Source organism: Fictibacillus gelatini DSM 15865, from assembly GCF_000430745.1.
Classification (GTDB): Bacteria; Bacillota; Bacilli; order Bacillales; family Fictibacillaceae; genus Fictibacillus_A; species Fictibacillus_A gelatini.
Genome location: NZ_AUMP01000002.1, coordinates 156512 through 168599, shown reverse-complemented (window position 1 = coordinate 168599; position 12088 = coordinate 156512). Strand labels below are relative to the sequence as shown.

10 protein-coding genes are annotated in these 12088 nt (G+C 41.2%); 9 read left to right on the top strand and 1 reads right to left on the bottom strand.

What is annotated here, in order from left to right; translation table 11 throughout:
• Nucleotides 1–353 precede the first annotated feature (353 nt).
• From clpX to yihA, 4 genes are all read left to right on the top strand, one after another.
• A complete protein-coding gene (clpX, locus tag H538_RS0103900) occupies nt 354–1628 on the top strand; it encodes an ATP-dependent protease ATP-binding subunit ClpX (RefSeq protein WP_026676479.1) in 1275 nt (424 codons plus the stop codon).
• 158 nt (nt 1629–1786) lie between these two features.
• Nucleotides 1787–3460 carry an ATP-dependent protease LonB gene (gene lonB / locus H538_RS0103895; protein ID WP_026676478.1) on the top strand — a complete coding sequence of 558 codons (1674 nt, stop codon included), beginning with the start codon at nt 1787–1789 and terminating at the stop codon, nt 3458–3460.
• A 131-nt stretch (nt 3461–3591) separates the two neighbouring features.
• Nucleotides 3592–5916 (top strand): endopeptidase La, encoded by a 2325-nt coding sequence (gene lon / locus H538_RS0103890; RefSeq protein WP_026676477.1) that lies wholly within the window; start codon nt 3592–3594, stop codon nt 5914–5916.
• On the top strand, nt 5913–6497 hold the full coding sequence (yihA, locus tag H538_RS0103885) for a ribosome biogenesis GTP-binding protein YihA/YsxC (protein ID WP_026676476.1): 585 nt from the start codon (nt 5913–5915) through the stop codon (nt 6495–6497). The genes lon and yihA overlap by 4 nt, the downstream gene beginning before the upstream one ends.
• A gap of 22 nt (nt 6498–6519) precedes the next feature.
• Here the strand turns inward: yihA and H538_RS23035 are convergent, their stop codons facing one another.
• A complete protein-coding gene (locus H538_RS23035) occupies nt 6520–6984 on the bottom strand; it encodes a LiaF transmembrane domain-containing protein (RefSeq protein ID WP_051291258.1) in 465 nt (154 codons plus the stop codon).
• Between the two features lie 201 nt (nt 6985–7185).
• Here H538_RS23035 and hemA point away from each other — a divergent pair, with 201 nt between their 5' ends.
• Genes hemA through hemB form a run of 5 tightly spaced genes read left to right on the top strand, consistent with a single transcriptional unit; the run spans nt 7186 to nt 12071 of the window.
• Nucleotides 7186–8529, top strand: coding sequence for a glutamyl-tRNA reductase (gene hemA, locus H538_RS0103875; protein ID WP_026676475.1), 1344 nt, complete (start codon nt 7186–7188; stop codon nt 8527–8529).
• A 15-nt stretch (nt 8530–8544) separates the two neighbouring features.
• Nucleotides 8545–9372 (top strand): cytochrome C assembly family protein, encoded by an 828-nt coding sequence (locus H538_RS0103870; RefSeq protein WP_026676474.1) that lies wholly within the window; start codon nt 8545–8547, stop codon nt 9370–9372.
• A 30-nt stretch (nt 9373–9402) separates the two neighbouring features.
• The gene (gene hemC / locus H538_RS0103865) at nt 9403–10335 is read left to right on the top strand and encodes a hydroxymethylbilane synthase (protein ID WP_026676473.1); all 933 of its coding nucleotides are present in this window, start codon (nt 9403–9405) and stop codon (nt 10333–10335) included.
• On the top strand, nt 10335–11084 hold the full coding sequence (locus H538_RS0103860) for a uroporphyrinogen-III synthase (protein ID WP_026676472.1): 750 nt from the start codon (nt 10335–10337) through the stop codon (nt 11082–11084). The genes hemC and H538_RS0103860 overlap by 1 nt, the downstream gene beginning before the upstream one ends.
• Nucleotides 11085–11102: 18 nt before the next feature.
• Nucleotides 11103–12071 carry a porphobilinogen synthase gene (hemB, locus tag H538_RS0103855; protein ID WP_026676471.1) on the top strand — a complete coding sequence of 323 codons (969 nt, stop codon included), beginning with the start codon at nt 11103–11105 and terminating at the stop codon, nt 12069–12071.
• Nucleotides 12072–12088 lie beyond the last annotated feature (17 nt).

Below are 12088 nucleotides of genomic sequence, written 5' to 3'. Positions count from 1 at the left end.
AGAATAAAAACAAGGCGCGGCTTTCGTGCCTTGTTTTTACTAAAAAAGCAGGAAAAAAGAGAATTTATATTGAAATAAGTAATAAGATCTCCTGGAAATGAATTTAAGGTTTTAAAATGAATAGGAATGTTCATACTTATATAAAGCAAAAGTTTTTTCAATACATACCAAAACGATGGCTTTAAGGTTTTTTATTTTCGTTTTCATAAGGAAATATGATACAATCCAATACATATACTGAAGCCCTATTGAACGGGTTTTAAGTAGAAAAAGAAAACGTTGACAGGGATCTTTTGCTTTACTTTTGTTTTTTCAGTTGGTTTCATCCATATTAATGGTTAGGGGTGATTTTGTTGTTTAAATTCAATGATGAAAAAGGGCAATTAAAGTGTTCTTTCTGCGGAAAAACGCAAGATCAAGTTCGTAAACTGGTTGCAGGACCGGGTGTATATATTTGTGATGAATGCATTGAATTATGTACAGAAATAGTGGAAGAAGAATTAGGTACAGAAGAGGATGTTGAACTTAAGGAAATTCCAAAACCGATGGAGATCCGTAAAATTCTTGATGAGTATGTAATCGGTCAGGAACAGGCGAAAAAGTCCCTTTCCGTTGCGGTTTACAATCATTATAAGCGCATCAATTCTTCGCAAAAAGCCGATGACGTCGAATTGTCAAAAAGTAATATTGCGATGATTGGACCGACAGGAAGCGGTAAAACATTGCTGGCACAAACCCTTGCCCGCATTTTAAATGTTCCATTTGCGATTGCAGATGCTACTTCATTAACGGAAGCAGGTTATGTTGGTGAAGATGTCGAGAATATTTTATTAAAATTGATTCAAGCTGCTGATTATGACGTCGAGAAGGCAGAAAAAGGCATCATTTATATTGATGAAATCGATAAAATTGCACGCAAATCGGAAAACCCTTCAATTACGCGGGATGTATCAGGCGAAGGCGTTCAGCAAGCGCTGCTGAAAATTCTTGAAGGAACGGTAGCGAGTGTGCCTCCTCAAGGCGGCCGCAAACATCCGCATCAAGAATTCATTCAAATCGATACGACGAATATTCTCTTCATTTGCGGCGGTGCATTTGACGGCATTGAACAAATTATTAAGCGTCGTTTAGGGAAGAAAGTTATTGGATTTAGTGCCGAATCAAGACAAGCTGAATTAAAAGCAGGAGAATATTTATCGAAAGTTCTTCCGGAAGACTTGCTTCGTTTCGGTTTAATACCAGAGTTTATCGGACGTCTGCCGGTAACAGCAAGCTTGACCCCGCTTGATGAAGAGGCGCTTGTTGAAATTTTGACAAAACCAAAAAATGCGCTTGTTAAACAGTATCAAAAACTGTTAGATTTAGATGGTGTTGAGCTTGAGTTTACGGAAGATGCATTGAAGGAAATCGCTAAACAGGCGATTGAACGTAAAACAGGTGCCCGTGGACTTCGTTCCATTATTGAAGGAATTATGCTGGATGTTATGTTTGAACTTCCTTCGCGTGAAGATGTTGCCAAATGTATCATCACAAAAGAAACCGTCACAGATAAAATTCCGCCGAAGCTGGAGCTTGAAGATGGCACCATTATCGAGGCGCCAAAAGAAACGCCAAAAGAAAGTGCATAATGTTTCGTACAATCGTAAATTTGTTTAAAAGCGGGAATCAGTCTTGCCGATTCCCGCTATTATATTGAAAAAAACAGCCTTTATGGCTGTTTTTTTGTTTAGTCTACGAACCTCTCGGAGATACTAGAAGCATAAATAAGAACTTATGGGAGGTAACAATGAACTGGACAGGTATCGCACTCATCATTCAGCTGTTTTTCGGAATCGTGATCGGACTATACTTTTGGAATTTGTTAAAAAATCAGCGCACACATAAAGTTAGTATTGATAAAGAATCGAAAAAAGAAATGGACCAGTTGAAAAAAATGCGGGCTATATCATTAACGGAACCTCTTGCAGAAAAGGTCAGGCCGGGGAAATTTTCTGATATTATCGGGCAGCAGGATGGCATTAAAGCATTAAGCGCTGCATTATGTGGCCCTAACCCGCAACATGTCATTATTTATGGACCGCCTGGTGTCGGCAAAACTGCCGCAGCGCGTTTAGTGCTTGAAGAGGCAAAACGGAATCAAAAGTCTCCTTTTCGCCCAACCGCTGTTTTTGTCGAACTTGATGCGACAACTGCTCGTTTTGATGAACGTGGAATTGCTGATCCTTTGATCGGTTCTGTTCATGACCCTATTTACCAGGGGGCCGGTGCAATGGGGCAAGCAGGAATTCCGCAACCAAAACAAGGAGCTGTCACAAATGCCCATGGCGGCGTTCTATTCATTGATGAAATCGGAGAATTGCATCCTATTCAAATGAACAAGTTATTAAAAGTGCTAGAAGATCGCAAAGTTTTTTTAGAAAGTGCCTATTATCATGAAGAAAATAGCAACATTCCTCCGCACATTCATGATATTTTTAAAAATGGGCTTCCGGCTGATTTCCGTTTAATAGGTGCTACGACAAGAACGCCGGAGGAAATTCCTCCTGCAATACGTTCAAGGTGCCTTGAAGTGTTTTTCAGAGAATTACAGCCAAATGAAATTAAGCAAATTGCAATGAGGGCAGCAGAAAAAATTAAAATGAAGGTACAGGATGAAACGGTCGATTTGTTATCCCAGTATGCGAAAAATGGACGTGAAGCCGTTAATATTATGCAAATTGCTGCAGGGCTGGCAATCACGGAAAACCGAAATCACATTAAAACGGCGGATGTTGAATGGGTCATCCATTCGAGCCAATTAATGCCGCGTCCGAATAAAAAAATCAACGATCAGGCGAAAGTTGGTTTAGTGAACGGTCTTGCCGTTTATGGACCAAATAGTGGAGCTTTGCTTGAAATCGAGGTAACGGCATTAAGAGCGAAAAAACAAGGATCGATTAACATTACTGGCATTGTAGAAGAAGAAAGCATCGGAAATAATGCCAAATCGATTAGAAGAAAAAGCCTTGCAAAAGGTTCGGTTGAAAACGTCATTACTGTATTGAAATATATGGGTGTTGATGCATCACATTATGATATACATGTTAATTTTCCAGGCGGGGCGCCTGTTGACGGCCCATCTGCGGGGATTGCGATCGCTACAGCCATTTATTCCGCTATTCACGAAATACCGGTTGATAACGAACTGGCGATGACTGGCGAGCTTAGTATACATGGAAGGGTGAAGCCTGTAGGCGGGGTGATGGCGAAAGTTTTAGCTGCGAAACAAGCAGGGGCTAAACGGGTTTTAATTCCTAAAGACAATGACCAGGCCATGTTGAAAGAAATCGAAGGAATAGAAATTATCACCGTTTCAAAAATAGCGGAAGTGTTTGAATTTGCATTTAATGAATTCGATACCAAGGAAGAGCAGGTTGTTCCTGCATCGTCATTTCTTCAGTCCCCTCCGACTTCAGTGTAATGAGGAGGGGGCTTTCCTTCGCAAAATGCGATTTTGAAAATAGACAAAAACGCGCTTTATAGGTAGAATTGTACAAAGACTAGGGAATTTGCAATAGCAACAAGCAATAAGCACTATTTGGAGGTGTTAATATGGGCGAAAAAAATACCCGCATCCTTCCTCTTCTTCCGCTTCGGGGCCTATTGGTTTACCCGACAATGGTGCTTCATCTTGATGTAGGAAGGGAAAAGTCAGTTCAGGCACTGGAAAAGGTGATGCTTGACGATCAGGAGATTTTTCTTTCCTCGCAAAAGGAAGTAGCAGTTGAGGAACCGACAGAGGAACAAATATATGAAGTAGGAACATTATCGAAAGTGACACAAATGCTGAAACTTCCAAATGGAACGATTCGTGTTCTCGTAGAAGGTTTGCAAAGGGGAAAAATTAAAAACTTCATTGAAAATGAAGAATACTTTGAAGTTGAAATTGAGCTTCTTGAGGAAAACAATACGGTCGATGTAGAAGGACAGGCTCTTATGCGTACCGTTCTTCAGCAATTTGAACAATACATAAACCTTTCGAAAAAAGTGACGCCGGAAACGTTTGCGTCTGTACAAGACATTGAAGAACCGGGACGATTAGCTGATGTTATTGCTTCACATCTATCACTGAAAATAAAAGAAAAGCAGCAAATCCTTGAAATCGTTGATGTGAAAGAACGGTTAAATCATTTAATATCCATCCTTAATAATGAAAAAGAAGTGCTCGGTTTAGAGAAAAAAATCGGGCAACGTGTTAAAAAAGCGATGGAAAAAACGCAAAAAGAATATTACCTGCGCGAACAAATGAAAGCCATTCAAAAAGAGCTCGGCGAAAAAGAAGGAAAATTAGGCGAGGTTTCAACATTAAAAGAGAAAATTGAAGCCGCGAATATGCCCGAAAATGTCTTGCAAGTCGCATTAAAAGAATTGGATCGGTACGAAAAAATCCCATCGACGTCTGCCGAAAGCGGGGTCATTCGCAATTATATTGAATGGCTTATCAATTTGCCGTGGAAAAATGAAACAAAAGATCAATTGGATATCCGCCGGACGGAAAAAATACTAAATGAAGATCATTACGGCCTTGAAAAAGTGAAAGAACGGGTGCTGGAATATTTAGCGGTCCAACAATTAACGAAATCTTTAAAAGGACCAATCCTTTGCCTCGTCGGACCTCCGGGCGTCGGGAAAACGTCTCTGGCCCGTTCCATCGCCCGCGCTTTAGGGCGTAATTTTGTCCGGATTTCCCTTGGAGGCGTTCGGGATGAAGCGGAAATTCGCGGGCACAGAAGAACATATGTCGGCGCCATGCCAGGAAGATTGATTCAAGGGATGAAAAAAGCCGGAACGATCAACCCTGTGTTCCTATTAGATGAGATTGATAAAATGTCAAGCGATTTTCGCGGGGATCCTTCCGCTGCTCTTCTTGAAGTGCTCGACCCTGAACAAAATAATACGTTTAGTGACCATTTCATAGAAGAGCCTTACGATTTATCGAAAGTCATGTTTATTACGACGGCGAACAGTCTGACAACGATCCCTGGCCCGCTTTTAGACCGGATGGAAGTCATATCAATCGCAGGCTATACGGAAGTGGAAAAGCTTCACATTGCGAAAAACCACCTCGTTCCAAAACAAATTAAAGAACATGGCTTGCAAAAATCAACCTTTCAGCTAAAAGATGATGCGATTATCAAGCTCGTTCGAAATTATACTCGGGAAGCGGGAGTTCGTAATCTTGAACGCCAAATCGCTGGCCTCTGCCGAAAAGCGGCCAAACAGCTTGTATCTGAGGAGAAAAAGCGTGTTGTGATCACTGCGAAAAATCTCGAAAATTATGTTGGCAAGCCAAGATTCCGTTATGGTCAGGCAGAAATGGAAGATCAAGTAGGGGCTGCAACGGGACTTGCGTATACAACGGCCGGAGGTGACACGCTTTCCATTGAAGTTGCGCTTTCACCTGGGAAAGGAAAGTTAATTTTAACTGGTAAACTGGGAGATGTGATGAAAGAATCGGCTCAGGCGGCATTTAGTTATGTCCGTTCAAAGGCTGATGAGTTAGGCATTGACCCTGATTTTTATGAAAAGACCGATATTCACATCCATGTTCCTGAAGGTGCTACTCCAAAAGACGGTCCATCTGCCGGAATTACGATCGCAACGGCTCTCGTATCTGCATTAACGGGCAGGCCAGTACGTAAAGACGTTGGCATGACCGGGGAAATTACGCTCAGAGGAAGAGTCCTCCCGATTGGCGGATTAAAGGAAAAATCGCTCAGTGCACACCGTGCAGGAATCCTTAAAGTGATTTTGCCGGAGGAAAATGAAAAAGATATTGACGACATTCCGGAAAGCGTTCGAGAGGATCTTACATTTATTCCGGTGTCGCATTTAGATGAAGTTTTAAAACATGCCTTAGTGGGAGAGAAGCAATGAAAGTAACGAAAGCAGAAATTGTCATTTCGGCAGTTAAACCGGAACAATATCCGGATGGAAACTTGCCAGAAATCGGACTTGCCGGCAGATCAAATGTCGGCAAATCGTCCTTTATTAATAAAATGATCAATCGGAAAAGCCTTGCGCGGACGTCTTCAAAACCGGGGAAAACACAAACGTTAAACTTTTATTTAATTAATGATCAAATGTATTTTGTCGATGTACCTGGATATGGATTTGCGAAAGTGTCCAAATCAGAACGGGAAGCATGGGGGAAAATGATTGAAACGTATATTTTAAAACGTTCTCAATTGAAAGCGGTCGTTCAACTGATTGATGTCCGTCATGCCCCGACAAAAGATGATGTATTAATGTATGATTGGTTAAAACATTATCAAATTCCGGTCATTATCGTCGCAACGAAATGCGATAAAGTGCCTAAAGGAAAATGGGACAAACATGTAAAAATTATTAAAGATACTTTAAATAAAGAACCAGAAGATCCGATCATATTATTTTCTTCAGAAACGGGTCATGGGAAAGATTCTGCATGGAGTACAATTGAAAGCTATTTAAAATAAACGAGGGCAAATTTGCTCTCGTTTATTTTTTGCGGATAAAAACATAATAAGCGCCTAATACTAGTAAAACATAAGGACGAAACTGTGTAATGGTCGAATACCAGACTTCTGGAAATGAATGGCTGTGAAAGAGAAGGGTTGCTCCGGAAACAATAAGAAGAACAATCCCAGCAACCAATCCATCTTTCGTATTTTTATATTGATAAAGAAAAGCTAATGAAATAATCAGGATCATCATTTCGATCCCGCCTGGCCAGCCAGCGACATTTTTCACAGCGTAAAAATGGATGCCAAGGCCAAGCAAAAGCACGCCGGAAAAAGAAGCATCTTTAGAATTTTGTTCTAATAAAAATGCAACCCCTATTAGTACAAGAATTGTCGGCCATGTTAAAAACGGTTCTAAAACTGACATATGTAATTGAGGAATGAGATAAAATAAGCCGATTCCTAATAATATGATTCCAGAAAAAATACCTTGACGTTTCATAATATCCTCCATAACAAACACCGATTTTGCTGCATTGACTCGCGTTTTTTCGTGGGGTAAACTATGATAAGAAAACGCGATTCATTTACTTATCATAGCACGTTTCAAAGTCTTTTCACATTTAAATACAATATCGATCGACAAACATGGTATAATACTCTAGGAGAATGAATTCATACATATTTAAAAGGGGGTGAGTGGATGCACATACTAGTTGTTGGGATCAATTATAAAACTGCACCAGTAGAAATTAGAGAAAAAGTTTCATTTAGCCCTGAACAATTATCAGAGGCGATGAAAGCACTTAAAGAAACCAAGAGCATACTTGAATGTGTCATCATTTCAACCTGCAATCGAACGGAAGTTTATGCAGTCGTTGATCAAATTCACACCGGCCGTTATTATATGAAAGCTTTTCTTGCGGATTGGTTTAAAATCAATAAGGACGAATTGTCGCCGTTTTTACTTATAAAAGAAAGCGATCATGCAATTGAACATTTATTTAAAGTGACATCGGGCCTTCAGTCGATGGTATTAGGAGAAACGCAAATTTTAGGACAGGTTCGTGACAGTTTCTTACTCGGCCAAAAAGAAGGAACGACAGGAACGATTTTTAACCATCTGTTTAAACAAGCCATTACATTTGCAAAACGCTGTCATTCAGAAACGGAAATTGGCGAAAATGCAGTTTCAGTGAGCTATGCGGCCGTGGAGTTGGCAAAGAAAATTTTCGGCGGATTGAATGATAAAAATATCCTTATTATCGGTGCCGGCAAAATGAGTGAATTAACCGCTAAACATTTGCATGCAAATGGAGTCGGCAAGGTGAATGTTATAAACCGGACCTTTGAAAAAGCGGAAGAGCTTGCCGGGAAATTTAAAGGCACCGCTCACCCTATGGAGAAAATGGCAGACGTTTTAATTCATACTGATATTGTAATTACATCTACGGGTTCCAAATCGTATGTCATCACGAAGGAAATGGTCCAATCGATTGTGAAGCGCCGCAAAGGAAGACCGCTATTTATGGTCGATATTGCGGTACCGCGTGATCTTGATCCGACTTTAAATGAAATCGACAGTGTTTTCCTTTATGATATTGATGACTTAGAAGGAATCGTTGAAGCAAACCTTGCTGAGCGTAGAAAAGTAGCTGAAGAAATCGAGATAATGATCGAAGAGCAAGTTGTAGCGTTTCAAAGCTGGGTCAATACGCTTGGCGTTGTTCCTGTCATTTCAGCTTTGCGAGAAAAGGCACTTGCCATTCAGGCGGAAACAATGCAAAGCATCGAACGGAAAATGCCTAATTTAAGCGACCGTGAGAAGAAAGTATTGAGCAAACATACGAAAAGCATTGTCAATCAATTATTGCGCGATCCGGTCATGAGAATAAAAGAATTAGCGGCAGAAGCCAATTCTGATGAATCGTTAGAATTATTCATTAAAATCTTTGCACTTGAAAATGATATAGAGAAACATGTGGTGGAAACGAAAGAAGTTAAGGGTCAATTAGCCCCCTTACAAGAAATTCCGCTTCGCTCCTAGGAGAGGAGTTTAGACGTGCAAAATTTAAACTGGATTTATGATGTAACGATTGTTTTATATGCATTAAGCATTACAGGATATTTTATTGATTTTCTTGAAAACAACCGGAAGGCGAACCGTTTTGCCTTCTGGTTGCTTTCTATTGTCTGGGTGTTGCAAACGATTTTTTTTGCACTAAGGATGATTGAATTTGGACGGGTTCCGATCTTTTCTCCTTTTGAAAGCCTATTTTTTTATGCCTGGATACTCGTAACGTTTTCGCTAGTGATGAACCGATTTTTTCGTGTTGATTTCCTTCTCTTTTTTACGAACGTTCTCGGGTTTGTCATCATGGCGTTAAATCTGTTTATTCCAAGAGCACAAATTAGCTGGATTTTGAAAGAGCATTTAACATCGGAATTAATGGTCATCCATATTACGATGGCGTTTCTATCTTATGGGTTGTTCAGTTTGTCCGGTGTGTTTTCATTGATGTATTTAATCCAGCATGACATGTTAAAACAGAAAAAATGGAGCAAACGGCTACAGCGGTTCGGCAGCTTATCGCAGCTTGATCAATTATCGTTTATTTTCAATATGCTCGGGGTGCCTCTTTTGCTTTTAAGCTTAATTTTAGGATTAACATGGGCATTCTTGAAAGTAAAAGCATTCTCTCTGCTCGACTTTAAAGTGGTCATGTCTTTTATCGTGCTGCTCGTTTACAGTTTTTATTTGTATGAAAAAGTTGCGAAAGGAAGGCAAGGGCGCACGCTTGCTTTTATGAATGTAGCTGCTTTTTTGATCGTACTCATTAATTATTTTTTAGCGTCAACGTTTACAGAATTTCATTTCTGGTATCAATAAATAGAGGAGAACGTTCTGGAGGTTTAGAAAATGAGAAAAATAATCGTAGGCTCTAGAAGGAGCAAGCTTGCCCTTACGCAGACGAATTGGTTCATTGATCAAATGAAAAGCCTGGGCTTACCATATGAATTTGAAGTGAAAGAAATTGTTACAAAAGGCGATGTCATTCTTGATGTAACCCTTTCAAAGGTTGGCGGAAAAGGACTGTTTGTAAAAGAAATTGAACAGGCGATGCTCGATGAAGAAATCGATATTGCTGTACATAGTATGAAGGACATGCCGGCAGAGCTTCCTGAAGGGCTTATCATCGGCTGCACGCCGAAACGGGTAGATCCGAGGGATGCGTTTATTTCGAAAAAATATGCGTCGCTTCAAGAATTGCCTGAAGGCGCGGTTGTCGGGACAAGCTCATTAAGGCGCGCTGCACAAATCTTAAATGTCCGGCCTGATATTAAAATTAAGTCCATTCGTGGCAATATTGATACGAGACTCGCTAAACTCGAATCCGGAGAATTTGACGCGATCATTTTAGCGGCTGCGGGCCTTGAACGAATGGGCTGGTCAAAGGAGATTGTTACGGAATATTTGCCTGTTACAGTCAGCATTCCTGCGGTCGGACAAGGGTCACTCGCCATTGAATGCCGTCAAAATGATGAGGACGTAAGAAACCTTCTCGAACGATTAAACGATGACGCAACGTATAAAACCGTTATGGCTGAACGCGCCTTCCTTCACACGTTGGAAGGCGGTTGCCAGGTGCCGATTGCAGGATTTGCCGAGCTTTCGGGCACGTTTGAAATCACATTAACGGGACTTGTCGCAACACCTGACGGAAAAACCATCATTAAAGAAACGGCAAAAGGGGAAAACCCGCACAAACTGGGTACCGGGTTAGCTGAACTTTTAAAAGAAAAAGGCGCCGAAGCCATTTTAGATGCGGTAAAAGATGAGTTGAATAAGTGATGGAACGTTCTGTCTTATCGGGAAAAAAAATCGTCGTGACCCGAGCAAAAGAACAAGCGGCTTCCCTGTTAAAACGAATTGAAGAAGCCGGCGGTGAGCCGATTCCGTTCCCTTTGTTATCCTTTACCGAGCCGGACGACAAAGCCGCACTAAAAACGGCCATTTGCCAGCTTAGTTCGTATGATTGGATCGTCTTCACAAGCGCAAACGGAGTGAAATTTTTTCTGAAAGAATTGCGAGACACAGGCGGTGCCATCAGACGGCAAAAAATTGCCGCAGTCGGCAAAAAAACGGCGGAGCTTTTAAAAAAAGAAAATGTAAAAGTCGACTGCATGCCGAAACGGTTTGAAGGAACTGAATTAGCAAATGAGCTTAAGGGGATCGTTCAGCCTGGTGAACGAATTTTGGTTCCAAAAGGGAATCTTGCAAAATCAACCATTTTAAACAAACTTGGTGATACATGTGAAGTAACCGAAATTATCGTTTATGAAACGAATCAGGAAGTGCCGGAAAGTCGGATGATTAGCCAGGTTGAAACAGTCGATGTTATTATTTTTATGAGTCCATCTGCAGTAAACTACTTTTCGGCATTGGGCATTTCTTTCAAAAAAACGCCGCTAGTCGCATGTGTCGGGCCAGTGACGGAAAGAGAAGCTTATAATAATGGATTCGAGCGCGTCATAGTCGCTGAAGAGTACACCGAAGAAGGTATTATTGAAGCGATATGTGATTATTTTGAAAGCGATTGAAGAGAGAGGGGCATTTCTATGATGTTTCAAAGACATAGAAGATTAAGAAGTTCGGAGAGCATGAGGGCATTAGTAAGAGAAACATATCTTCATAAAGAAGATTTGATTTATCCGATCTTTTTTGTAGAAGGGGAAAAAGTGAAAAAAGAAGTGGCCTCCATGCCCGGGGTGTTCCAACTTTCATTAGATTACTTAGAAGAAGAAATGCGGTCGATCGTTGAGCTTGGCATTCGTTCCGTCATTGTTTTCGGAGTGCCAGATCATAAGGATGAAGAAGGAACATCTGCATTTGAACAAAACGGTATTGTACAGCGGGCCATTCAGCGAATTAAAGCGGGATTCCCGGAATTAACAGTCATTGCTGATACGTGCCTTTGCCAATATACAACACATGGCCACTGCGGGGTAGTACGAGGGAATGAGATCGCCAATGACGAATCACTCGCTTTGCTGGCGAAAACGGCGGTTTCTCAGGCAGAAGCGGGAGCCGACATCATTGCGCCTTCCAATATGATGGACGGGTTCGTTATTGCGATTCGGACGGCCCTTGATGAAGCAGGATTTGCACATATCCCGATCATGTCGTATGCGGTGAAATATTCGTCTTCTTTTTACGGACCATTCCGTGATGCCGCACATGGCGCACCGCAATTTGGTGACCGAAAAACGTATCAAATGGATCCGGCGAATCGATTGGAAGCGCTGCGCGAAGCAGAATCAGATATTGCTGAAGGCGCGGACTTTTTAATCGTAAAACCGGCATTAAGCTATCTTGATATTATTCGAGAGCTTAAAGACCGTTACCCGCTTCCGCTCGTTGCCTACAATGTAAGCGGGGAATATTCAATGATGAAAGCGGCGAGTCAAAATGGCTGGATTGATGAAAAAGGTGCCGTCATGGAAGCTTTAACAGGAATGAAGCGCGCAGGAGCCGATTTGATTATTACGTATCATGCAAAAGATGTTGCCCGTTGGTTAAGCGAATAAGCAATACGCTATGTGTT

Bases quoted from the DNA above. Each gene is read 5' to 3' on its own strand.
- lonB (WP_026676478.1), top strand. From the start codon at position 1,787: ATGAACTGGACAGGTATCGCACTCATCATTCAGCTGTTTTTCGGAATC.
- lon (WP_026676477.1), top strand. From the start codon at position 3,592: ATGGGCGAAAAAAATACCCGCATCCTTCCTCTTCTTCCGCTTCGGGGC.
- yihA (WP_026676476.1), top strand. From the start codon at position 5,913: ATGAAAGTAACGAAAGCAGAAATTGTCATTTCGGCAGTTAAACCGGAA.
- H538_RS23035 (WP_051291258.1), bottom strand. From the start codon at position 6,984: ATGAAACGTCAAGGTATTTTTTCTGGAATCATATTATTAGGAATCGGC.
- hemA (WP_026676475.1), top strand. From the start codon at position 7,186: ATGCACATACTAGTTGTTGGGATCAATTATAAAACTGCACCAGTAGAA.
- hemC (WP_026676473.1), top strand. From the start codon at position 9,403: ATGAGAAAAATAATCGTAGGCTCTAGAAGGAGCAAGCTTGCCCTTACG.
- H538_RS0103860 (WP_026676472.1), top strand. From the start codon at position 10,335: ATGGAACGTTCTGTCTTATCGGGAAAAAAAATCGTCGTGACCCGAGCA.
- hemB (WP_026676471.1), top strand. From the start codon at position 11,103: ATGATGTTTCAAAGACATAGAAGATTAAGAAGTTCGGAGAGCATGAGG.